The sequence below is a fragment of the Mannheimia bovis genome (assembly GCF_014541205.1).
GTDB lineage: Bacteria > Pseudomonadota > Gammaproteobacteria > Enterobacterales > Pasteurellaceae > Mannheimia > Mannheimia bovis.
In genome coordinates, this window is sequence record NZ_CP061280.1 from 1,888,769 (window position 1) to 1,911,834 (window position 23,066).

20 protein-coding genes are annotated in these 23,066 nt (G+C 39.7%); 4 read left to right on the plus strand and 16 right to left on the minus strand.

Annotated features, from left to right (window positions below):
- Window positions 1-45: 45 nt before the first annotated feature.
- The 4 genes from ilvY to rpmE form a co-directional block, all read right to left on the minus strand.
- Window positions 46-933, minus strand: coding sequence for an HTH-type transcriptional activator IlvY (ilvY, locus tag ICJ55_RS09305; RefSeq protein WP_188156548.1), 888 nt, complete (start codon window positions 931-933; stop codon window positions 46-48).
- Window positions 934-1,833, minus strand: coding sequence for a glycosyltransferase family 8 protein (locus ICJ55_RS09310; protein WP_188156549.1), 900 nt, complete (start codon window positions 1,831-1,833; stop codon window positions 934-936).
- A 19-nt stretch (window positions 1,834-1,852) separates the two neighbouring features.
- Entirely contained in the window at window positions 1,853-2,602 is a 750-nt protein-coding gene (locus ICJ55_RS09315) for a glycosyltransferase family 25 protein (protein WP_188156550.1), read from the minus strand.
- Window positions 2,603-2,731: 129 nt separating this feature from the next.
- Window positions 2,732-2,944: a 50S ribosomal protein L31 gene (rpmE, locus tag ICJ55_RS09320; RefSeq protein ID WP_188156551.1), complete on the minus strand. Its 213-nt coding sequence runs from the start codon at window positions 2,942-2,944 to the stop codon at window positions 2,732-2,734.
- Window positions 2,945-3,288: 344 nt separating this feature from the next.
- Between rpmE and tkt the strand changes: the two genes are divergently transcribed.
- Window positions 3,289-5,295 carry a transketolase gene (gene tkt, locus ICJ55_RS09325; RefSeq protein WP_188156552.1) on the plus strand — a complete coding sequence of 669 codons (2,007 nt, stop codon included), beginning with the start codon at window positions 3,289-3,291 and terminating at the stop codon, window positions 5,293-5,295.
- Window positions 5,296-5,487: 192 nt separating this feature from the next.
- On the opposite strand, the gene ICJ55_RS09330 is transcribed toward tkt, so the two are convergent.
- Together ICJ55_RS09330 and ICJ55_RS09335 are read right to left on the minus strand one after the other, a co-directional pair.
- Window positions 5,488-5,853, minus strand: coding sequence for a hypothetical protein (locus ICJ55_RS09330; protein ID WP_188156553.1), 366 nt, complete (start codon window positions 5,851-5,853; stop codon window positions 5,488-5,490).
- Window positions 5,854-5,952: 99 nt separating this feature from the next.
- The gene (locus ICJ55_RS09335; protein WP_188156554.1) at window positions 5,953-7,278 is read right to left on the minus strand and encodes an anti-phage deoxyguanosine triphosphatase; all 1,326 of its coding nucleotides are present in this window, start codon (window positions 7,276-7,278) and stop codon (window positions 5,953-5,955) included.
- 82 nt (window positions 7,279-7,360) lie between these two features.
- Here ICJ55_RS09335 and rlmD point away from each other — a divergent pair, with 82 nt between their 5' ends.
- Complete coding sequence (gene rlmD / locus ICJ55_RS09340; RefSeq protein ID WP_188156555.1) at window positions 7,361-8,677, plus strand: 23S rRNA (uracil(1939)-C(5))-methyltransferase RlmD; 1,317 nt, start codon at window positions 7,361-7,363, stop codon at window positions 8,675-8,677.
- 28 nt (window positions 8,678-8,705) lie between these two features.
- Here the strand turns inward: rlmD and ICJ55_RS09345 are convergent, their stop codons facing one another.
- The 3 genes from ICJ55_RS09345 to menC form a co-directional block, all read right to left on the minus strand.
- Window positions 8,706-9,890 carry a Bcr/CflA family multidrug efflux MFS transporter gene (locus tag ICJ55_RS09345; protein WP_188156556.1) on the minus strand — a complete coding sequence of 395 codons (1,185 nt, stop codon included), beginning with the start codon at window positions 9,888-9,890 and terminating at the stop codon, window positions 8,706-8,708.
- Window positions 9,890-10,582, minus strand: a complete 693-nt coding sequence (gene rsuA / locus ICJ55_RS09350; protein ID WP_188156557.1) for a 16S rRNA pseudouridine(516) synthase RsuA — start codon at window positions 10,580-10,582, stop codon at window positions 9,890-9,892. Before rsuA ends, ICJ55_RS09345 begins: the two co-directional genes overlap by 1 nt.
- Before the next feature lie 80 nt (window positions 10,583-10,662).
- Window positions 10,663-11,637: an o-succinylbenzoate synthase gene (gene menC / locus ICJ55_RS09355; RefSeq protein WP_188156558.1), complete on the minus strand. Its 975-nt coding sequence runs from the start codon at window positions 11,635-11,637 to the stop codon at window positions 10,663-10,665.
- A 148-nt stretch (window positions 11,638-11,785) separates the two neighbouring features.
- Here menC and metG point away from each other — a divergent pair, with 148 nt between their 5' ends.
- The gene (metG, locus tag ICJ55_RS09360; protein ID WP_188156559.1) at window positions 11,786-13,867 is read left to right on the plus strand and encodes a methionine--tRNA ligase; all 2,082 of its coding nucleotides are present in this window, start codon (window positions 11,786-11,788) and stop codon (window positions 13,865-13,867) included.
- 9 nt (window positions 13,868-13,876) lie between these two features.
- Window positions 13,877-14,293, plus strand: coding sequence for a nucleoside-diphosphate kinase (ndk, locus tag ICJ55_RS09365; protein ID WP_188156560.1), 417 nt, complete (start codon window positions 13,877-13,879; stop codon window positions 14,291-14,293).
- Between the two features lie 65 nt (window positions 14,294-14,358).
- Here the strand turns inward: ndk and lptD are convergent, their stop codons facing one another.
- The 7 genes from lptD to ICJ55_RS09400 all read right to left on the minus strand — a co-directional run bounded on the left by lptD (window position 14,359) and on the right by ICJ55_RS09400 (window position 23,065).
- Window positions 14,359-16,692 (minus strand): LPS assembly protein LptD, encoded by a 2,334-nt coding sequence (gene lptD, locus ICJ55_RS09370; RefSeq protein ID WP_188156561.1) that lies wholly within the window; start codon window positions 16,690-16,692, stop codon window positions 14,359-14,361.
- A gap of 109 nt (window positions 16,693-16,801) precedes the next feature.
- Window positions 16,802-18,169 (minus strand): oxygen-independent coproporphyrinogen III oxidase, encoded by a 1,368-nt coding sequence (gene hemN, locus ICJ55_RS09375; protein WP_025236312.1) that lies wholly within the window; start codon window positions 18,167-18,169, stop codon window positions 16,802-16,804.
- Window positions 18,169-18,636: a DUF2489 domain-containing protein gene (locus ICJ55_RS09380; protein ID WP_188157727.1), complete on the minus strand. Its 468-nt coding sequence runs from the start codon at window positions 18,634-18,636 to the stop codon at window positions 18,169-18,171. Before ICJ55_RS09380 ends, hemN begins: the two co-directional genes overlap by 1 nt.
- A 29-nt stretch (window positions 18,637-18,665) precedes the next feature.
- Window positions 18,666-19,253, minus strand: coding sequence for a Der GTPase-activating protein YihI (gene yihI, locus ICJ55_RS09385; protein ID WP_188156562.1), 588 nt, complete (start codon window positions 19,251-19,253; stop codon window positions 18,666-18,668).
- Window positions 19,254-19,328: 75 nt separating this feature from the next.
- On the minus strand, window positions 19,329-19,706 hold the full coding sequence (locus ICJ55_RS09390) for a YacL family protein (RefSeq protein WP_188156563.1): 378 nt from the start codon (window positions 19,704-19,706) through the stop codon (window positions 19,329-19,331).
- Between the two features lie 67 nt (window positions 19,707-19,773).
- Window positions 19,774-22,665, minus strand: coding sequence for a bifunctional [glutamate--ammonia ligase]-adenylyl-L-tyrosine phosphorylase/[glutamate--ammonia-ligase] adenylyltransferase (gene glnE / locus ICJ55_RS09395; RefSeq protein ID WP_188156564.1), 2,892 nt, complete (start codon window positions 22,663-22,665; stop codon window positions 19,774-19,776).
- Window positions 22,666-22,783: 118 nt separating this feature from the next.
- Window positions 22,784-23,065 carry a YciI family protein gene (locus tag ICJ55_RS09400; protein ID WP_188156565.1) on the minus strand — a complete coding sequence of 94 codons (282 nt, stop codon included), beginning with the start codon at window positions 23,063-23,065 and terminating at the stop codon, window positions 22,784-22,786.
- Between the last annotated feature and the right edge of the window lies 1 nt (window position 23,066).

Here is a 23,066-nt window from a genome sequence, read left to right on the forward strand (position 1 = left end):
TTTTACTAATTTTGCAAATTTTTATAAAAATATGACCGCTTGTTGTTATGCTGTTTTAGACAATAACGCCCAAAATGCGTTGATAATCGGTTCTTGTAACCGCCTTTGCTGAACACAAACCCCTAACTCAAAAGGCGTAATAGGCGAAGGTAAATTTAAATATGAAACTTGGTTATTCATTGGGCTATGTTTGATCACCACATCAGGTAACAATGCCACACCAAACCCCAAGGCAACCATTGGTAATATTGCTTCGTGCCCTGTTACTGTAGCATAAATTCTCGGCTCTTTGATTTTCTGCTCTTTAAACCAACGGTCAATACGCTTTCTCACCGGACCATTCACCGGCAAAATAAAAGGCACATTTTTCCAATCTATCGGCGATTGTTGTAAAAGCTGTGTTGCTTGGCAGGCAACGCGAGGAGCAATAATTGAAAGCTCTATATCATCAATGTAGTGAAAAATAATATTATTCGGTAGCAGCTCCGGCTTGCCTGCGATGGCAATATCCGCAGTAAGCGATTGTACCTCAAGCAAGGCTTGTGCCGGGTCGCCGGTGGTTAGCTTAATATCTACCTTTGGATACTTCTGTCTAAAACGGGATAAGATCGGTGGCAAATGGCTATAAGAGGCTGTTACAGAACAAAACACTTTCAACTCGCCTTCTAACTCGCCTTGCGTAGGCGAAATTTGACTTTGAAGTTGCTGCCATTGTACCCAACCTTGCTGAGCAAATTCTAAGAACTTTTCCCCTGCTTCGGTAAGATGAACCTGTCTATTATCCCGCAAAAATAACGGCTGCCCCACTTCTTCTTCCATACGCTGAATATGGCGAGTAAGGGTTGAAGCCGTCATATAATTTTTTTCCGCACTGCGGATAAAACTACGGCTTTGGACAATGTCTAGAAAAAGTTTAAGGCTTTGGAAGTCCACTCATTGAATACCGTATAGTAACTTATCTCTAAAATCTTTTCTGTATCGAGAAAATCTATTAATTAGGTCTAATTCTTCCACTTTACTTTCCCATTCTACAGGTTTATTAGGGATAGAATTATAAAGCTCTAAAAAATAGCTACTCTTTGTATGAGAACATTTATTATGCCAAGGTTTCTTACTTCCACAATAATGGATAATTGATATTGGTATTGAATCTTTTTCTAACTCATCTAATTTAGCCCGTTTCTTTATTCTGCTTCTTAACATTGGCATAAAATTAAATTTAGGTGAAATAAATTGAGTTCTACCTTTGAATAATACATTAAGAATATCTTGATCCTGATAATGAATATTAGGCTTAGTATTTAAATATGCAATAGCTTTTTCATAAACTTGCATATTTTTAAATTTTTTAATGTCTATGAGTAAAACACCAGCATTAAAATAAGGCTCATCTTGTTTCAAACCAATAGTTTCTTTGTAGTTATCAGTTGAGAATTCGATAAAGGAATCGAAACAAGCTGCAATAACATTTTCATCGGATAATTGAAGGTTCCAAAGTTCTTCTATTGATCCTATAGTTAGTGTGTCTACATCAATATAGATGACTCTTTCAAGATCTTCCAAATAGCTGGCGAGTTTCAATCTTGCATAAGTAGCGATAGATATATATTTTATCGTCTGAGGAAAAACAGAAAAATCCTCTTTATTTATTGGTATAAAATAAATTACACCACCATTATCTTTGACTATTTCATCAATTTTATCCTGATTCTTCTTTGATATACCTAAATCCAATATATAAAAAATCACATTTTTATTACATTTTAATATACTCAATAAACAAACAGATAAATATGGAACATAATTATCATCACAAGATAAAGTTAACTTCATTATAATTCCTTTTGTAAAACTAGAATTTATAGTTGTAGATTAGCTTATTAATTAAATCCTTAATTTTATATATTTCTCGTTTTATCTTTATCATTAAAGTCCGATTTTTCTTACCCTTATCAACAGGAATATTACTTTCTTTGCTAAGATCAGGCTCAACACAAAACGGTGTTATTGCTAGAAAATCTAGTTTATTTTCCCAATATCGTTCCATTGTTATATCTACTTCATAAATCCATTCTTTTGCAAAATTTATTAATTTTTTAGCCGCTTGTGGCGTAATAAAATAGCCGGTTGTATTTCCCCAACCTTTATAAAATCGTTCTATTTTGCATTGGCTATTTGGAATAGTAAAAATTGTTTTTCCTTTTTGCCCTCTTACACGTGGAGCTGGTGGACTTAACCAGAAAAATTCGAATTGATTTTCTTCAGAATTAATAAATTGATAGGCATTAGGAAAGTGTGAATGAATAATCGCATCGTCTTCCAAAATAATAATGGGTTGATTTAGCTCAACACATTTTTCCCATAAATGATAGTGACTTGCCCAACAACCTAACTGAGAAAGATTCATTTTGTTTCCTTTGCGTTTAAAACGTTCTTGCTCATTGTAACGTTTAAATAGTGGATAATCTGGGTTCTCTTTTCCGTTTACTGCTTTATAAAATTGATATTCTATTTCAGGAAAAGCGTGAAATTGCTCTGTAACAAATGCTCGTCTTTCATGCGACTTTTCTAAATTAATGACAAAAATAGGTGTTTTTTTCATTGTTATTATTCCGTTTTTATGAGTATTAGCAAAATCTCATTTATATTTTATATCACTTTAAAGTTGCTTAATATTCTTCAGCTTCAGGATAGACAAAACCCCACATTCGTGGGGTTTGCAATAATTAAATTATTTTGAGCTTGGAATGCTGAAACGTTTATTGAAACGCTCTACACGACCACCGGTATCAACAACACGTTGTTTACCGGTATAGAATGGGTGGCAATTGCCACACACGTCTAAGTTTAAATCTTTACCCACTGTTGAGCGAGTTTTAACAACATTACCGCAAGAACAAGTTGCAGTAATTTCCACGTAATTCGGGTGAATACCTTGTTTCATTATAGAGAACCTCTAACGAGACCATATCGCCACTTGCCGAGCCTTCCATTTTGGGGCTGTACCGAACAAGTACCATATGTGATTAATAAAATGTTGAGTATAACTCAACGCCAAAAAGAGTGCGTATTTTAGAGAAATTTCTAGCCAAAATCAACTATTAATAGCTGCTATTTTATAAACTACCTGACAAAAACAATATCAAAAGTAATCAATGTAAGTCTGTGCAGATTATGTGAGCTAGATCACACTTTTCATTTACTTTTTTGAGATTTTATAAAAAAATAGTGTAAAATCGAACTCTATCCCTTTCTTTTATATAACATTCTTCGACTAGGAGTAACACAATGGCAGAACGTAAAGTGCTAGCAAATGCAATTCGTTTTTTAAGTATGGACGCTGTGCAAAAAGCTAACTCAGGGCACCCGGGAGCCCCTATGGGTATGGCTGATATTGCAGAAGTTTTATGGCGTGATTTTTTAAAGCACAACCCAACTAATCCAAAATGGGCTGATCGCGACCGCTTTGTTCTGTCAAACGGGCACGGTTCAATGTTAATTTATAGTTTGTTACATTTAACCGGTTACGATCTTTCTATCGAAGATTTAAAACAATTCCGTCAATTACACTCTAAAACACCGGGACACCCTGAATATGGTTATGCACCGGGCGTTGAGACCACAACAGGTCCTTTAGGTCAAGGCATTACTAACGCTGTAGGTATGGCAATTGCAGAAAAAACACTTGCCGCACAATTTAACCGTGAAGGTCATAACATTGTTGATCACTACACCTATGCATTTTTAGGTGATGGTTGCTTAATGGAAGGTATTTCTCACGAAGCTTGCTCGTTAGCTGGTACATTAGGTTTAGGTAAATTAATTGCGTTCTATGATGACAACAATATTTCTATCGATGGGCACGTTGATGGTTGGTTTACTGATGACACGGCACAACGCTTTGAAGCTTACGGCTGGCAAGTAATCCGTAATGTTGATGGACACGATGCAGAACAAATCAAATTTGCAATTGAAAATGCACAAGCTGAAACCGAACGCCCAACCCTCATCATCTGTAAAACAATTATCGGTTACGGCTCGCCAAATAAATCAGCTTCTCACGATTGCCACGGTGCACCATTAGGTGATGCTGAGATTGCTGCTTCTCGTGAATTCTTAGGTTGGGAACACGCACCATTTGAAATTCCGGCGGAAATTTATTCAGAGTGGGATGCTAAAGCAAAAGGCACACTAGCAGAAAAAAATTGGAATGCCAAATTTGCCGCTTATGAGGCTGCATATCCAGAACTGGCTGCAGAATTTAAACGCCGTTATGCAGGCGAATTACCGGCAAACTGGGAAGCAGAAAGCAAAGCATTTATTGAGAAGCTACAAGCAAATCCTGCAAATATCGCAAGCCGTAAAGCATCTCAAAATGCGATTGAAGCCTATGCACCAACACTACCTGAATTTTTAGGTGGTTCAGCAGACCTTGCAGGTTCTAACCTAACCTTATGGTCCGGCTCAAAGCCAATCCGTGCTGATCATAATGTAGACGGTAACTACATCAACTACGGTGTACGTGAGTTTGGTATGTCTGCGATTATGAACGGTATTGCCCTACACGGAGGATTTATTCCTTACGGTGCAACATTCTTAATGTTCTATGAATACGCTCACAATGCTGTGCGTATGGCGGCATTAATGAAACAACGTGTATTATACGTTTATACTCACGACTCAATCGGTTTAGGTGAAGATGGTCCTACACACCAACCGGTAGAACAAACTGCTTCGTTACGTCTGATTCCAAACTTAGAAACTTGGAGACCGGCAGACCAAGTAGAATCTGCTATTGCTTGGAAAGCAGCTGTTGAGCGTAAAGATGGTCCTTCTGCGTTGATCTTTACTCGTCAAAACCTTGCACAACAAGAACGTACGCCTGAACAATTAGCAAATGTGGCTCGTGGTGGTTACATCTTACGTGATTGCTGTGAAAAAGGTACTTGCCCTGATTTAATCTTAATTGCAACAGGTTCTGAAGTCGATTTAGCAATGAAAGCCGCAGATGTGTTAGATAAAGAAGGTGTGAAAGTACGTGTTGTTTCAATGCCAAGCACCAATGTATTTGATAAACAAGATGAAGCATACCGTGAGTCTGTATTACCTCGTTCAGTTACTAAACGTGTTGCAATTGAAGCACAAATTGCAGACTTCTGGTATAAATACGTTGGCTTTGAAGGCAGAGTTGTAGGTATGAATAGCTTCGGTGAATCAGCCCCGGCAGATCAATTATTCAGACTCTTCGGCTTTACTGTTGAAAACGTAGTTGCAAAAGCGAAAGAGATTTTATAATACTTAAATGGTAAAAAAGCGGGATTATATCTCGCTTTTTTTATCTATAATAGAAGTAGCCAAATTATTGCTATTACATCGACTTATTGATAATAGGAATGGAAGTATCAAGTATTGGTAAAATATTTATAAAATAAAACCGCTTGTATGCTCAAACACACAAGCGGCATTTTTTAATTGCCCGATTTACAACTATTTATTGTCTAAATCTAACTCTGCTTTATATTCGATATGATCTTTACCTTCTAATTCAATATCAACATCTAATTCTTGCTGATTACGTTTGAATTTCAAATCGGCATCTCTATCTTTGATTTCAGATTTAACTAAATCAAAACCCTTGCTTTTAGCGTGCTCAATTGCTTTTTCCGCTAAACCACGCACATCTGTTCCTTTAACGTGGTATTCAACCTCAAATTCATTTTTACCTTGAAGCTCCGATTTAATTAATTTACCTTGTGGTTGATAAATTTCCTCAGGTACAGCCACCGCTTGAGCAAATGCGGTTGCAGAAGCGAACGTTGTTAAAATTAATAATGCTTTATTTAAATTTTTCATAAGAATCTCCTATTCTTCAGTTAAAAGTTGAGTTAATCAATCAACTATAATTTATGACTGAATGAATTTTAGATAGTTCATTTAATTTTTAAAAAATTGTTAAAAATTTTTAAAAAGTTTGAATGCCTGCCCGTCTGACATACTGGCTAAGTAGTCGCAGATTACTCTTGCCCGTTTAGTTTCTTCCGAATTTTGCCAACGTTCACGCACATTATTGGGTAATAATCGCATTGGATCACTGCTTAAAATATCAAACAGCTCCATCAAAATTCGCTGCCCTTTGCGTTCCACCCGTTGCGTTTTGGCATCACAAATCACATATTGATACACAAAATCTTTTAGAATTTTCAGTACACACGCCACATTTTCCGGAAGATAAGCGTTATAACGTAGCAACGGCTCATCAAATTCAGGCAGTTCTTTCCAACGTACATTGGTTATAAAGTGATTGACTAAAGCCCCAATCACATCTTTACGTTCATAGCGATGTTGTGAAAATAAATTTTTACTCATTTCAGATAAACGCTCTTTTATCCAATCTGATCCACTTTCTTTCAGTAATTTTTCCGCATTTTGCCAAGATTGCGGCGTTACCATTCCGCCGACAATCGCATCCTCCAAATCGTGCACGCCGTAGGCAATATCGTCTGCCAATTCCATAATGCTGCAATCAAGCGATTTATAACGGGTTTTATTCGGCTTTTTAGGATCTTTATTTTGTTCAACCGAGCAGAATTGTTGTTTATCTTTTTCACTTAAAGGAGCTAAAACCCAATCGAAAAAGTGCTCATCATCATCAAAAATGCCTTTACTTTGAGGAAAATCGTGCAGATTAATGTGGTGAGTATTCTCCATTTCTGCTGGTTCAAGAGGAAAACTTACGGATAATAATGATGGATATTTCATCACACCAAGCAAGGTACGACGAGTTAAATTCATACCTGCCCTTTCAGTGTAAGGCTCGAGCTGGGTCATAATGCGAAAAGATTGAGCATTCCCTTCAAAACCGCCAAATTCACGCATTTTATAATTTAATGCCATCTCGCCACCGTGTCCAAAAGGTGGATGCCCGAGATCGTGAGCAAAGCAGAGCGATTCAATCAGACTACGAGAAGGTAATAAAGCGGTCAAATTTTCTTCATCTTTTGCAAGTTTTGGATCAGAACAGACCGCTTGAAAGCCTGCTTTATCGTCTAATAATTTTTCACGCAAGCTACTGCCGATTTGTGCCACTTCCAACGAATGAGTTAAGCGGGTGCGGTAAAAATCGTCCTCCCCCACAGCGTGAATTTGCGTTTTCGCTTGTAAGCAGCGAAAGGCTTCGGAATGGAGTAACCTTGCTCTATCTCGTTGAAAAGGGGAGCGGTGATCTTGCTCACGCTTTTTATCTGCTAAGTAACGCTCAGTCCAAACCGCTGAAATCATATTGCCTCCGTTTTCCACCAAATGCTTTTCTTATATAATAGGGCTAATTTCACTTTATATCACAACAAGTTATAATAAAACAATGGCTATTTTTTATTCCGAGAAATCTGCAAAAAAATCACAAAAGTCGACCGCTTACCAAACAGCAAGTATTCAATCGTTGGACTATCAAGGCTTGGGGATTGCCAAAATTAACGGCAAAACGTGGTTTATTGAAAATGCCCTGCCCGATGAGCAAGTGGAATTTAAAGTCATTGAAGAAAAACGCCAATATGGACGCGGACAAGCGGTTAAAATTCTAAAAAAATCTGCAAATCGCACCCAGCCAAGCTGCGAGCTTTACGGTAAATGCGGTGGCTGCCAAATGCAGCATATTTCCCTTGATCTACAACGTGAGGCAAAGCAAACCGCCCTGTTTCAACGTCTGCAAAAATTGCAAAGCGATCCAATTGATTTCCAACCTATGATTATCGGCAACGATAAAGCCTACCGCCGCCGAGCAAAATTAAGCATTGCCATTCAAAATCAGCAATTACTGATGGGCTTTCGTTTGCAAAATTCCAACCAAATCATACCGCTTGCACAATGCGAAGTCTTGGTTGAACCACTTTCTAATCTCTTGCCTAAATTGCAAAACCTTGTGGCAAATTGGCAGAATAAGAAAAAACTAGGGCATATCGAATTAGTGCAAGCGGATAACACCACAGCACTATTTTTACGCCATTTAGGGCAATTATCGGCACAAGATCGTGAAAATTTACTTCAGTTTGCTGCACAAAATGCCCTGTCTGTTTTTCTAATGTGTGAAGAAAATCAGCTCGAACACCTGTACGGCGAGCTACCTTACTATGAAATTCATGGATTGAAACTGCAATTTTCCATTCGGGATTTTATTCAGGTAAACGGCGTGTTAAATGAACAAATGGTAGCGAAAGCCCTTGAGTGGTTAGATTTATCCGCCAATGATCGGGTGCTCGATCTCTTTTGTGGAATGGGAAATTTCACCTTGCCGATTGCCAAAACCGCCAAATCGGTAGTCGGCATTGAGGGAGTTGAACCGATGGTGGAACAAGCTCGCTTAAATGCTACTGCAAGCGGTCTAGAAAATGTGGAATTTTACCAAACCAACCTAGACGAACCTTTTGCCGATAAGCCCTGGGCGAAAGCACCTTTTGATAAAGTGCTACTCGATCCGGCTCGCAACGGGGCATTATTTTGTTTAGACCACCTTGCCGCCCTCGACCCCGAGCGAATAGTTTATGTTTCTTGCAACCCTGCTACACTCGTGCGTGATGCGGAAAAATTACTGCAATTCGGCTACCGCTTAGAAAAAGTGGCAATGATTGATATGTTCCCACACACGGGGCATTTGGAATCGATTTCGTTGTTTCGCAAATAGCAAAAAGGCTACCGAAGTAGCCTTTTAATTAATTTTTCCGATAACAGAGAAAATAATACACCACACCTGCGGTAATGGTACACAATGCCATTGCATACAGCATTGGGGCTTCGCTGGTAATGGCGATGTGTGATAACCCTGCCCCGACAAGCGAGGCAATGCCAAAACGGGCGGTGCCAGCAACGCCGTTTGCCGTACCTGCCATTTGTGGGTAGCGGTCTAAAATCGCAGCCGAGGCGTTGCTGCCAATGGTGGAAAGCATTCCGATATAAAATGGCACGCCTAATGCCATCGCCCAGAACCCAAACTCAAACATCGCCGTTAAGGCAAGCCAAATACCGCCTAGCACTTGCAGGGCTAAGGCAATTTGCAACATTCTTTCCGAGCCGACTTTTACCACCATTTTGCTGTTGATGGCGGTCATAATCACCATTACCACCATATTTAAGCCGAAGAAGTAGCCAAAATACTCCTGCGAAATGCCATAAATGCCGATGTAAACAATCGAACCTGACGTAAGAAAACAGAAAATACCAGCAAAGGTTAAACCGCCAATCAGCACATAGCCTAAAGTTGGTTTATGCAACAAAAGCTCGGAGAAATTTTTTAAACTTTTACCAAAACTGAGTGGTAAGCGTTTTTCTGGCGGTAAAGTTTCTGGAATTTTCCAACTGATTAACGCCACACAAAGCAGCCCCATTGCCACCAGTACATAGAAAATCGAATGCCAATGGAAATATTTCGCCACATAACCGCCAATAATTGGGGCAAGTAGCGGGGCGAGCATTGAAATAATCATAATGATCGACATTAAACGGGCGAATAGATTTTTCTCAAACAGATCCCGCACCAATGCCCCAAGCACCACCGCCGGAGCGGAAGCACATAAGCCTTGAATTAAACGCAATATATAGAAAGTGTTGATATTTTCCACTTGCGTGAGGAAATAGGCGGCAATTGCCGAACCAATCAGCCCGATTAGAATAATAATTTTCCGCCCAAAGCTATCCGCCATTGGTCCCCAGAAAAGCTGCCCACAACCAAAACCTAACGTAAATAAGGCCAAGGTGGTTTGCACCTTTTCTTGCGAAACGGCTAAATCTTTGGCGATATCCAAAAACGAAGGAAGATACATATCAATCGCGAGCGGTGGCATCATCGCCATCATACCGAGAATGATAAAAAAGCTGGGAGAAGGTCTTTTATTTTCCATTAGAAACTCTCAATTTCGGCTTGTGTCAGCGGGCGGAATTCGCCTTCGGCTAAGGTTTCATCTAACACCACATCGCCAATTCGCCAACGGTGCAGGGCTTCCACTTTATTACCTAAGGCAGCAAACATGCGTTTGACTTGGTGGTAACGCCCCTCGCTAATTGTTAGATTGACATTGTAATCATCTAAAATTTCAAGTTGAGCCGGCAAAGTCGGCTCTTTTTCACCACGCAGCAAAATTCCCTCGGCCAATTTTTCCGCATAAAAATCTTCAACAGGATCGGCTAATGTGACTAAGTAAGTTTTTTCGCAGTGATGCTTGGGCGAGGTAATACGGTGCGACCATTTGCCGTCATCGGTTAATAACACCAACCCTGTGGTATCCACATCTAATCGCCCTGCGGTGTGTAATTTGGTCATCAGCGGATAGTCAAAAAATTGGAATACGGTCGGATATTCGCCATCATCATTCGAGCAGATATAGCCCTGTGGCTTATACAGCATAAAATACTGCCCCTCTTCCACCCATTCAAGCTGCTCACCTTGGTAGCAAATTTCATCTTCTTGGCTAATTTTCACTGCTCCGCTTTTTTCAATTTTGCCATTAACTGTCACTTCGCCACTTTTCAGCACTTTCGCCGCTTGGGAGCGGGTTAAGCCGGTATTTTCAGCAATAAATTTATCTAAACGCATAGTTTCTCTTATTCATTAATTTACATCTCCCCCTCTTTGAGCCGTGAGGGGAGCTATATTATTTAAAAAATCACTCACAATTATAGCACAACTTCTTGCACAAATTGGCTCTGTTCGTCCACAAGCGGTAGAGGTGAACCTTGCCACGCTCGCAATAATTGTACCTGCATTAAATTTAGCGTATCTAACCCCGGTGTGCTATCAGGCGTGTATTGTTGAGCAAGCCTTGCCAGTTGGGTTAGCCCTAAACTGCTTTCAAGGCTTGAGCTAATCACTGCCATTATCCCCAACTGATGGGCTTGCTCAATTAGCTTTGTGCATTGTTGAATAGAGCCGATCAAGGTAGGTTTTAGCACGATAGCGGTCATATTTGGCTCTTTTTTTACCAAGAAATTCGGCTCTCGAACGGTTTCGTCCCACGCAATCGCAATGCCGGATTGCTCGGCAAATTGTCGGGAAAGTTCCGGTGTTTGGCAGGGTTCTTCAATAAACTGAATTCTGGGCTTATTTTCATTTGCAATTTTTTCGGCAAATTTGACCGCTTGTTCCAAGCTCCACAGGCGGTTAGCATCAAGCCTAAGCTGTAAATTCGGGAAAGTGTTCAGCAATAAATTTGCCTGTTCGCCCTCGTTTTCAGGATCTTGACCAATTTTGAGTTTCCCCAGCTGTTGCAATTGTGCCGTGCCGAAAGTTTGATACATTTTATCTAAATCGCCATAGCATAAAACGGCAGATTGATAATTCCCCTGCTTGCCCAATTCGCCATTTAATTCCGCCAAAGCACAACTTAGCCCAAAGGCAACGGAGGGAAAAAGTAAATCTAAGTCGTTTTCTTGCCCGATTTGCCACGCTTTCAACCACGCTTTGGTTTGCTGCTCTGCTTGTTCTAGCGACTCTTCACTAAAAGTCGGCAATGGTGCAATTTCCCCCCAGCCGATTTGCTCGTTTTGCTGGAGTTTGACGATGAAGCCTTCCCGCTCGGTTAAAGTCTGTTTGCGTAATACCACGCCTGTTTGAATCGGCAAACGGTAGCGATAAAGCTGAACCTGTCGCATTGGTTATCCCCAATAAATGTGCAAAATTTAATGATTATTCTACCGCTTGTTGGCGTAAAGCCCTAATAAATTCAAGCGAGCTAGTAAATTTCACGGTTTTGGGCTAAAATATGCCGCAAATTTTTACAGAAAATTAACGAGAAAAAGAATGGCTAACCAAAAACGAAAAATGCTTGTTACTTGTGCCTTGCCTTACGCCAACGGTGCAATTCATTTAGGTCATATGCTTGAGCATATTCAAGCGGATATTTGGGTGCGTTTTCAACGTATGCGTGGCAACGAGGTGCATTTTGTGTGTGCTGATGATGCCCACGGCACACCCATTATGCTTAACGCCAATAAACTAGGCATTACGCCGGAAGAATTAATCGCTAAAGCCAAAGCCGATCATATTGCCGATTTTGAAGGTTTTAACATCAGCTTTGATAACTACCATTCAACTCACAGCGAAGAAAACCGTGAAATCACTAGCGAAATCTATAAAAAATTACGTGCGAACGGTTTTATTAAAAGCAAAGTGATTTCTCAACTTTTCGACCCTGAAAAAAATATGTTCTTGCCGGACCGTTTCGTGAAAGGTACTTGCCCGAAATGTAAAGCGGAAGATCAGTATGGCGATAACTGCGAAGTATGTGCCTCAACTTATAGCCCGATGGATTTAATTAATCCACGCTCGGCAGTTTCCGGCTCAACGCCTGTCGTGAAAGAATCTGAGCATTTCTTCTTCGATTTACCGAGTTTTGAAGGGATGTTAAAAGAGTGGACTCGCTCCGGCTCATTGCAATCTGAAATCGCCAACAAAATGCAAGAGTGGTTTGAAAGCGGCTTGCAGCAATGGGATATCAGCCGTGATGCCCCTTATTTCGGCTTTGAAATTCCCGATGCACCGGGCAAATTCTTCTATGTGTGGCTCGATGCCCCTATCGGCTATATGGCATCGTTTAAAAATTTATGCGACCGCCAAGGCATTAACTTCGATGAATTTTGGCAAAAAGATTCTCAAACCGAACTTTATCACTTTATCGGTAAAGATATCGTTTACTTCCACAGTCTATTCTGGCCGGCGATGTTAGAAGGCAGCGGCTACCGCAAACCGACTAACGTATTTGCTCACGGTTATGTGACCGTGGACGGGGCGAAGATGTCGAAATCTCGTGGCACATTCATTCAAGCCAGCACCTATTTAAAACATATCGACCCTGAATGTTTACGTTACTACTATGCGGCGAAATTAAACGACCGCATTGAAGATTTAGACTTCAGCCTTGATGATTTCGTACAACGTGTAAATAGCGATATCGTCAATAAATTAGTGAACCTTGCCTCTCGTAACGCCGGCTTTATCGCTAAACGTTTTGAGGGCAAATTAGCGGATAAATTGGACGATGAAGCCCTATTCAATGATTTCATCGCACAGGCGGAAACCATTGCCAATTACTACGAAAGCCGTGAATTTAACAAGGCAATTCGTGTGATTATGGAATTGACCGATAAAGCAAACAAATATATTGATGATAAAGCCCCTTGGGTCATCGCTAAAGAAGAAGGGCGTGATGCGGAGTTGCAAGCCGTTTGCTCAATGGGCATTGAGTTATTCCGTATTTTGATGAGCTACTTAAAACCTGTTCTCCCACAATTAGCGGCACGTTCAGAGGCGTTTTTACAGACAACATTAACTTGGGATAATATTACTACCCCATTATTAGGTCATACTCTTGCCCCATTCAAAGCATTATTCTCACGCCTTGAGAAAAGACAAATTGATGCGGTGATTGAAGAAACCAAAGCGTTATTTGCCCAAGCAAACCAAGAGCCAAATAAAGAACCGGCTAAAACAGACGAGAAAAAAGGAAAACAAGCGGTGGAAAACACAGAAAATTCTGCAATCGAACCGATTGCTGCTGAAATCACGATTGATGATTTTGCAAAATTAGATTTACGTGCAGCCAAAGTTTTACACTGCGAAGCCGTACCAAAATCAGATAAAATATTGCGTTTCGAACTAGACTTAGGCGACCACAAACGCCAAGTGTTCTCAGGCATTAAAGCCGCTTATCCAAACCCGGAAGAGTTAATCGGACGTTTTGTGATCGTGATTGCAAACCTCGCCCCTCGTAAAATGTCGTTTGGCTTATCTGAGGGAATGATTTTATCAGCCGGCACAGGCGGTGCGAATTTATTCTTGTTAGATGCAGACAGCGGTGTACAACCGGGTATGCAGGTAAAATAGGAGAATTATATGCTTCAACAAACTCTTTCTATCATTAAACCGGATGCCACACGTCGTAATTTAATAGGGCAAGTATTGGCTGAAATTGAAAAAGGTGGACTAAAAGTCAAAGCACTGAAAATGTTGCATTTAACCGCAGAACAAGCTGGTGGGTTCTACGCTGAACATCAAGGCAAAGAATTTTTTGAGCCGTTAGTAGAATTTATGACGAGCGAGCCGATTGTGGTTGCCGTATTAGAAGGCGAAAATGCCGTTCAGCACTACCGAGCGTTAATGGGGGCAACTGATCCAACAAAACGTGAAAAAGGCACAATCCGTGATAAATTTGCATTAAGCTACCGTGAAAATTCCGTTCACGGTTCTGATTCGGAAGAATCGGCAAAACGTGAAATTGCTTATTTCTTCGTGCCGAGTGAGATTGTTTAGCACTTCAGAAAACAAACTAAGAAGCGAGAACATCATTGTGTTCTCGCTTTTTTACTTAAAAATACTTAATTGATACCATAAGGCTCAGTATAGGATATAATACCCCGTTTTAGCATTCTTGATAATCCGTTGCTGTAGCTTGTGCCAAAACGCAATTCAAAATTAATCCCGAATTTATTATCGTAGTAAATATCACTTATAGTGTCAGAAGAGCCTATTGGAGTTGGAACTAATTTTCGTGCAACATAGACATTCGCAGCCCAACAACAGGTGTTGTAATTCAGGGAAAGCTGCCCTTCAACCGGTTTCTTCAAGGCAAGATCGTGATAATAACTGGTCATTACCGAGACTTTATCAGTTACTTCCCAACCTAATACTCCGCCAATTTGCTTGATAGATTGACCATATCTATTCGTATTTAGGTTTTGATTGATGTAATCTTTACTTGCATAACGATAGTTAAGCTGAATCAGTTTGTCTGATTGTGGTTTATATTGTAATGACATATTCGCCAAAGAAGTTTGATTTAAGCGAGTGTCATATTGATAACTACCGTGCCAGTTCCATTTTTTGTGGAATTTCCAGTTAGATTCCGCAGCCCATGAAGAAGAACGTTTAGCGGTGCTATTCTCCGACGTATCATCAATTTTTGATGGGCTTAAATAATAGGTTTGACCTAAACTAAAGTTGAATACTTCTTCTCCCGTTTCATTATTAAAGAAGTGGGTTGTTCCACCGGCTGTGATTAAATTTGCAGATGAAATTCGGTCTAAACCACTATAACGGCGGTCGTTAAATAGTGAGAAGTAATCATTTTGCAATAGTGCTGAATCATAACCCAAACTTACGCTTTTCTGGCGTTTAGAGCCAATATCGCTTTGATTTTTATATGGACGATAAATATATTGCAATCTCGGCTCAATCGTTTGATTAAAACCGGAGAATAATTGTTTATCTGATGCTAAAACCGTTTTGAAATCTAACTTAATTTGAGGCAATACTCGGCTTACACTTTTCTTAATCTCTTCTGTGCTTTCACTCCCCTTAGTTTGTTGATAGTGAGTTGCATACAGCTTCGTTTCCAAATTTAAACTACCGTAGCGGTTTGCCAGTGGGAAGTTTAACGTTGGCTCAGCGTGGAAACGCCACGCTTTTGGCATTAGTTTACTATCATTTTCAAAACGAGTGGCTTGAGCGAAGAATTTGAAATCGCCACCTTTAATTAAATCGTTTTTGTAGTAATTAAAGTCAATTTGTGGGAGTACACGATAAGGTCCAATATCCAATTCATCGAAGGTTTGGAATTTTTTACCTGAAATCGAAATATTGTAATTCGGCTGATAGTAACCTAATCTAAAATTTTGTGTTGCGTAGCCGTCCGTGCTATTACCGTAGTTTGAATAAAAATCAGAGAAATAACGTCTATCGCTCACTTTGGTGTAATCCACCGAAAAACGCCAATTCGTTAAGAAGCTCATTGCGTGTCGCCAATGGAGCAAATAACGTTTACGATCATCATTTTCCGGTTGATATTCTGTGAGACGATCTTTTGCCATATATTCGGTCGCCACCAAGCCTTGCCCAATTATAGTTAAATAACGAAACTCCGGGCTAATTTGCCAACCTCGGCGTGAATAGTAAGTCGGCGTAATGGTTACGTCCATATTTGGTGCGATATTCCAATAAAATGGTTGAGAATAAGTCCAGCCATTTTTGCTTGAACGCTCAAAACTTGGAATAAGCAAACCTGTACGGCGACGGTCACCAATTGGGAATTGCAGGTAAGGTGAATAGAAAACAGGCATTCCCAGCACTTTAAAACGAGCGTGCCACATTTCAGCGTATTCTTCATCAACGTGCTGAATCATCTCATTGGCTTCAATTTTCCAAGAATTATCATCAGGTAAACAAGAAGTGAAGCTGGCATTTTTTAGTGTACGTTTACTATCGCCAAACTCACCATACTCTGCTGTACCTCGTCCTTGTCTGCCGACTAATTGGTAGTTTGCATTACTTAAGTTAGCATCTTTGGAAAGAAGATTAATAGTAGCATCAGCCCCTGTAGCTTGAATCAAATTGTCTTGATAGTTAAAGTTGCCTTGCAAATATGCCATTCGGGCATTTTCGCCCTCTTGCTCCACTCGAACCTGATCCGCCAAAATTAAACGATTGCCTTGTTTAATACTCACATCGCCCGTGTAAGTTGCATCACGAGGCTGATTAATCACCGCACTGTCTGATTCAATGGTAACAGGCATTCTGAGCTGATCGCCCTCAACTACCTCACCTTGAAATTGAGGTACACCAAGTAAGCATTGCTGCTTTAGATCAGCGACTGCATAATTGCTATAACAAGCTGCCATCACAGCAAGAGAAAGTAAGCTATAACGCTGTTTCATTATTTTTCCTTTCTGAATTGGGAACAAGTGGTTGCATTTGAGCGTTTTTTTGCAAATTCGATTATTTTATATTTTGCAAAAAATCTTAAAAAAATAACCGCTTGTTCTACTAGATAATACGGGAAAACTGCTGTCTTCTCGCTAATTGTCTTGAATACACATCAAAACATAAGCAAATATTACGGATTAACAAACGCCCACGAGGTAGCACCACAATGCCATCATCGTTAATCGTTAATAATTCATCTTCCGCTAACGGCTCTAATAAAGTCAGATCTTCAGCAAAATAGGCTTTAAAATCAATACCGTATTGCTTTTCAATAGTTGCAAAATCGAGCTTGAAGTTGCAAATCAGGGCTTTAATCACATCACGGCGAATACAGTCATCTTGGGTAAGTGCAATACCTTTATGTAAAGCAATGCCACTTTCTTCCACATCAGCATAATATTGCTGTAACTCTTTGCGATTTTGAGCGTAAGTATCGCCCAGTAAGCTGATTGCTGAAACGCCCATACCTAACAAATCGCACTCTTCTTGTGTTGTATAGCCTTGAAAGTTACGGTGCAAAATTCCTTTTTCTTGAGCAACCGCAAGTTCATCATCAGGTTTGGCAAAGTGATCCATACCGATAAATTTATAACCGTTTTCGCCTAAGAATTCGATCGATTTTTGTAAGATCGTAAGCTTTGTTTCCGGTGCTGGCAGTAGCTCTTCTTTGATTTTAACCTGTGCTGCAAAACGACTTGGCAAGTGTGCGTAGTTAAACACACTCATACGATCCGGATTTAATTCTACCACACGTTGTAACGTGTACATAAAGCTCTCAACATTTTGTTTCGGTAAGCCGTAAATTAAGTCTACATTGGTTGAAACAAAGCCAAGTTCTTTTGCACGCTTCATTAACGCAAAAATAAACTCTTCATCTTGCTCACGGTTTACTAAGCGTTGCACTTCTTTGTCGAAATCTTGAATCCCCATACTAATTCGGTTAAAACCGATAGCTTTTAGGTGATCTAACATATCTAGTTCAATTTCACGCGGATCCATCTCAATACTGATTTCAGCATCTTCGCTAATTTCAAAATGAGTACGCAACATTTGCATCAAACGTGCAGATTGATCTTCATCTAAATAAGTTGGAGTACCACCGCCCCAGTGAATTTGGGTAACCAAGCGATTTGTAAATAGCGGTGCTCGGGTTTTAATTTCACGCTCTAAATAATCTAAATATATTTCAACTTTATGGCGATGGCGGGTAATCACTTTATTACAGCCACAGAAATAGCACAGTTTATGACAAAACGGAATATGTACATAAAGCGAAAGCGGACGCTCAGGATAACGAGCAGCCGCTGCAATAAAATCATCATTAGTATAATTTTCGTTAAACTCTAATGCCGTTGGGTAAGAAGTGTAACGAGGACCTGAATGGTTATATTTTTGAATAAGGGCTAAATCCCAAATAATTTCTGACATTAGATTGCCTTTCTCATTTCTTCAATATCTTTTAATAATTGCTCACACTCGGCTTTAATTTCTGCCTCAAGCTCAACTTCTTTTGCTTCGCGTTCTAAATCGAGTTTCATTCGTTCATTGCGTTTCAAATTTTTGCGTTCATCTAAAATCGGCATATTTTCGACCACTTCATATAACGCCCACATCGCATTGTAATGGCTTAATTTTTTGCCTAATACATCTAGCAGTGGCTTTAAACGCAAAACGCCCTCAGAGAAATCACATTGTTCAGAAATCATTGCTCTGGTAATCACATCAATACTTTCTAAAATACGAAGATAACGTGCTTTTTGTGATTGTTTAGCCTCTTCAATTAACTCTTGCTCACGTCTTTTTTGTAAACGGACTTTAAGCATTAAGTGGATTGCATAACCAGCCATTGAAATCAGAATAAGTGTCGCAAGTACAATCAGGAACATTTTTAGCATCATAATTTGCTATCCATTTTGACTATCTGTTAGCGGAATTTATTAATATCCATTGTTTCAAATTGGCGTAATAACGCATCACCGTTATCGCCGTCTTCATCTTCAAATTCGATGCCAAGTTCCGTCATTAATTCATCAATGCGATCTAAGCACTCATTCATAAATTTCTGATCTTCAATTGATAATGTTTTACCTGCTTCTAAATCATCTAATAACTGATTTAAGCATTCATTATTTTCTAATTGTTCTAACTCTTGTTCAGGCGAAAGCGTTGGTTTTACTGCCTCAACCGGCACAGGCTTAATCGTACGCCCTTTTTCAGGTTGATTAACAAATTCCACCATTAACGGCACTTTTTTACGGCTGCCGATACGTGGATCTTTTACTTCTTTCTCAACCGCTTTTTTCTGCTCTGCCGGATCTGCATTGCGAGAACCTGTCGGTAAACCTTTATGTTTACGTTTACGCTTTTCCTCACGGGCTAACGCATCTAGCTCATAGCGGGTTAATTTACGATTTTTACCGCCACCTAATTTGGGTGTCGGTTGCTTTGGTTTATCTGTTTTTCTTGCCGGCATAATATCAGTAATGCGGCGTGTTTTTTTCGTACGGCTCATAATTCTTTAATCTAAAATTTTTAATAAACCACTATTCTACAAGGAATTGCCTTGCCTTAATAGCATTGATTTCAATTAATGGTAAGTTTGCATAAAATGCTGATAGGCTTTGAGGAATTTTTCAAAATCATCTAAGCCACAAAACGCAATGCTCTCTTCATTATAGAATTGAAAACCTTCTTCTATTTCTTCTTCGTCAAAAGCTGCATCTAAGTTATTTGCTTTTGCCATTACTTCATCATAATCAAAATAAATACTATATTCACGTCCTTCAAATACGCATTCATAATGATTTGGAAAAGCGGCTCTGCACTTTTCAATTTCAGCAAAAATAGTTTCCAGTTCTTTCGGATTACCTGTAATTTCAGTATTCAACCAACGGGCAAATGCCTCGTGATCCATTGAACATTTTGCCACAATACCGTGAATACTATGTGTAAATTGATATTCCATATATATTCTCCTCTTTAACGGCTATTATAGCCTAACAAGCGGTTGTTTTTTGGAAAAATTTTACCCTTTAGTTTAATAGTGATTGCCACATTTTTCTCACAAACTCTCTCTCTTTTACAAATTCCGTTGCCTCAACCACACTTTCTTTGCGAAGTAAGTTTAAATGGTGAATTTTATTGCGAAGTGAGGTGTAGCAATGTTTAAGTTGTTCACTCTCTTGTAAACTTAAAATACCGCATTCAACCGCACTGTCGAAAATCCGCACATTATCAGACCATACCGCCATTTGTGGATTTTCATTACTGTACGCCAGCACCAAATATTGAGCAATAAATTCAATATCGGTAATACCGCCCTTATCAGTTTTGATATGGAATTTGTCTTGCGAATGGGAACTAAGATGCTGATACATTTTCTCTCGCATTTCGCAAATTTCTTGGCGTAATTGACCGCTTGTACGAGGCAATGCCAATGTAGATTGGCGAATACGTTCAAACTCTTTCTTTAAAGGCTCCACCCCAAATACACATCTTGCCCGCACGAGGGCTTGACTTTCCCACGTCCAAGCCTCATTTTTTTGGTAGTGTTCATAAGCATTAAAGGTGCTCACTAAAAGCCCTGCTTCGCCTGATGGGCGAAGTCGCATATCCACTTCATATAACACGCCGGCACTGGTGTTAAGATTAAAAATCGAATTAATTTTTTGGGCAAGTTTTAAATAAAATTGATGACTTGAAATTTCCTTTTTTCCGCCAACCGTTTGGCTATCTTCCGGAGCATTATGCAAGAAAACCAGATCAAGGTCTGAATTATAACCAAGTTCAATCCCGCCCAATTTACCATAACCAATAACCGCAAAGCCTTTTTCACTAGCTTCTAAATACTCAGGTGTGCCGAAACGTTGGCTAACTTGCTTCCACGCCATATTCACTACCGCATTGATAATGGCTTCTGCTAAATAAGTAAGGTGATCGCTGATCTTCATAACAGGCAGCACACCTAAAATATCGGCTGCGGCAATACGTAAAATCTGCGTTTGTTTAAACTGACGTAAGCCATCAATCAAACCTTCTTCATCTTCTTCCGGAATGCGAATTAAATAATCCTGCAAGGCAGATTGATACTGTTCAAGCTCTAGCACTTCGGTTAAACCGTTATATCTTATTAATTCATCAAGCAACATTGGGTAGCGAGCGATTTGCTCGGCAAGCATTACCGATTTGCTACAGAGTGTTAATAACTGTGGCAAAATCTGTTCCCGCTCTACCAGCAATTCCAGATAAGTTGTGCGGGTGGTGATTTTATCTATAATATTGAGCAAACGAGGTAAAAGCAGTAAATAATCTTCACGCTCAAAAATGCTATCTGCCAGTTTTGGCATTAAATTGCGAAGCACTTCCCTCCCTCTTACTCCAATCGGGCGTTTTACCCAATCTTGGAAAGTAGTGGAAAAATGGTGGAAAATCGTCTCATAATCCTTTTCTATAACTTGAGGATAAGTTTTTAATATTGCGGATAAATCTTCTAACGAGATGTTATAGTTTAGAATATCTTTCCATTCGGCTAATTTTTCATTTAATGGAGAGACTTCGTCTTCATTTTCTTCCTCACCAATCAATTCATTAAAAATGTGGCGAACCTCTTTTTGGTAGCCATTTAATACGGCTAAAAATCCTGCCCAATCGCTAAATGGGTGTTCTATAAAAATGCTATCTTCGCTATTTAAGGCTTGTTGCCAATAGCTCTGACAAGCAAAAATAAGTCGAGCTTGATCTTCTAAATCTGTTGGCAAAGTTTGTGTTTGTTTATCATCAATCGCTTGCAGCACATTCTCCACTTGACGATAAAAAATATAAGCGTTATGCAGTTTTTCTACCTGTGATTGCGTTAATAAATTCAGCTCACTCAAGCGAGGGAGTACTTTTAACAGGCTACGTTCCTGTAAAATTTTATCTCGCCCGCCACGAATCATTTGGAAGGTTTGTACAATAAATTCTACTTCCCTAATACCGCCGGCACCGAGTTTGATGTTATCCGTTAAGCTACGGCGAACTACTTCACGGCTGATTTTCTGCTTCATTTCACGCAGCGATTGGATCGCCGAAAAATCTAAATAACGGCGGTAAACAAAAGGGCGTAGCATCTGTTTTAAATAGCGATGATTGATGTTTTGGTTCTCTTCGCCCAAAATTTTGGCTTTGATCATCGCATAACGCTCCCAATCACGCCCTTGCTCTTGGTAGTAGTCTTCCATTGCGGCAAAACTCAGCACCAATGCCCCACTGTCGCCAAAAGGACGAAGCCGCATATCGGTGCGATACACGAAACCATCAGCAGTAATATCATCAAGAGCTTTAATCAAACGCTGACCAAGTCGGGTAAAAAATTTGCTGTTTTCAATCGGCTTACGCCCGCCTTCTGTTTCGCCGGCATCAGGGTAAGTAAAGATGAGATCAATATCAGAAGAAAAATTTAGCTCTTCTCCGCCAAGTTTCCCCATTCCTAAAATCAGCATTTCTTGCTTTTCCCCCAAACTATTCATTGGCGTGCCGTATTCTTCACAACACTTTTTAAATAACCAATCTCTTGCAGCTAAAATCAGACTTTCTGCTAAGTCTGATAAGCGTTGAAATACAAATTCAACCGTAGCGAGTTTGTTTGATTGCAAAAAGCTCAATTGAGCTAATTCACGATGGCGAAATTGTCGCAATGCTCTGTTTAGCTCCTCCTCATTTCCAACCGTTGCCAAAAGCTCATTTAAACGAGTAGTATAATTACCACACTCCTCTACTGTTGGCGGAAAATGAACCCATTGCTCCAGTAAATCAGGATGTTTTTGCAAGGTTTGTTTGACTAAATTAGACATTGCCATCGCCACAACAAGCGGTTGAATTTGCTCAGCATTTTGCAAATCAGCTGGTAAATTAAGTTGGGATTGGGAGATTAGAGTGGTAAGCATAGAATAAACATCGTAAGGAGAGGTCCTGTGCCTATCCGTAAACCATTAGATGATATTCGGGCGGGCACAGGACCCGCCCCTACAAATTTGCAAAAAATTTGTAAAATTCAACCGCTTGTTAAAACACTCTCTTAAACGGCTTAACGATCACATCGCCATATACACCGGCATCAACATAAGGGTCTTGGCTTGCCCATTGTTGAGCCTCTTCAAGAGAGTTAAATTCTGCAATAACAGTTGAACCTGTTACGCCTGTACCATCTTCCGTTGGGTTAGGACCGGCAATTAATAAACGATCTTCAGCTTGCAATTTTTCTAAACGAGCTAAATGTGCAGGGCGTACTTCTAAACGTTTTTCCAACGTGTTTGGATTATCTTGTGCAAAAATCACATAATACATA

What these genes read in the sequence shown, in the direction of transcription:
- rpmE (WP_188156551.1), bottom strand. Translation starts at nt 2,944, where the DNA reads ATGAAACAAGGTATTCACCCGAATTACGTGGAAATTACTGCAACTTGT.
- metG (WP_188156559.1), top strand. Translation starts at nt 11,786, where the DNA reads ATGGCTAACCAAAAACGAAAAATGCTTGTTACTTGTGCCTTGCCTTAC.
- ndk (WP_188156560.1), top strand. Translation starts at nt 13,877, where the DNA reads ATGCTTCAACAAACTCTTTCTATCATTAAACCGGATGCCACACGTCGT.
- yihI (WP_188156562.1), bottom strand. Translation starts at nt 19,253, where the DNA reads ATGAGCCGTACGAAAAAAACACGCCGCATTACTGATATTATGCCGGCA.
- rsuA (WP_188156557.1), bottom strand. Translation starts at nt 10,582, where the DNA reads ATGCGTTTAGATAAATTTATTGCTGAAAATACCGGCTTAACCCGCTCC.
- ICJ55_RS09310 (WP_188156549.1), bottom strand. Translation starts at nt 1,833, where the DNA reads ATGAAGTTAACTTTATCTTGTGATGATAATTATGTTCCATATTTATCT.
- menC (WP_188156558.1), bottom strand. Translation starts at nt 11,637, where the DNA reads ATGCGACAGGTTCAGCTTTATCGCTACCGTTTGCCGATTCAAACAGGC.
- hemN (WP_025236312.1), bottom strand. Translation starts at nt 18,169, where the DNA reads ATGTCAGAAATTATTTGGGATTTAGCCCTTATTCAAAAATATAACCAT.
- glnE (WP_188156564.1), bottom strand. Translation starts at nt 22,665, where the DNA reads ATGCTTACCACTCTAATCTCCCAATCCCAACTTAATTTACCAGCTGAT.
- ICJ55_RS09345 (WP_188156556.1), bottom strand. Translation starts at nt 9,890, where the DNA reads ATGGAAAATAAAAGACCTTCTCCCAGCTTTTTTATCATTCTCGGTATG.
- ICJ55_RS09400 (WP_188156565.1), bottom strand. Translation starts at nt 23,065, where the DNA reads ATGTATTATGTGATTTTTGCACAAGATAATCCAAACACGTTGGAAAAA.
- ICJ55_RS09330 (WP_188156553.1), bottom strand. Translation starts at nt 5,853, where the DNA reads ATGAAAAATTTAAATAAAGCATTATTAATTTTAACAACGTTCGCTTCT.
- ICJ55_RS09315 (WP_188156550.1), bottom strand. Translation starts at nt 2,602, where the DNA reads ATGAAAAAAACACCTATTTTTGTCATTAATTTAGAAAAGTCGCATGAA.
- rlmD (WP_188156555.1), top strand. Translation starts at nt 7,361, where the DNA reads ATGGCTATTTTTTATTCCGAGAAATCTGCAAAAAAATCACAAAAGTCG.
- lptD (WP_188156561.1), bottom strand. Translation starts at nt 16,692, where the DNA reads ATGAAACAGCGTTATAGCTTACTTTCTCTTGCTGTGATGGCAGCTTGT.
- ICJ55_RS09380 (WP_188157727.1), bottom strand. Translation starts at nt 18,636, where the DNA reads ATGCTAAAAATGTTCCTGATTGTACTTGCGACACTTATTCTGATTTCA.
- ICJ55_RS09390 (WP_188156563.1), bottom strand. Translation starts at nt 19,706, where the DNA reads ATGGAATATCAATTTACACATAGTATTCACGGTATTGTGGCAAAATGT.
- ICJ55_RS09335 (WP_188156554.1), bottom strand. Translation starts at nt 7,278, where the DNA reads ATGATTTCAGCGGTTTGGACTGAGCGTTACTTAGCAGATAAAAAGCGT.
- tkt (WP_188156552.1), top strand. Translation starts at nt 3,289, where the DNA reads ATGGCAGAACGTAAAGTGCTAGCAAATGCAATTCGTTTTTTAAGTATG.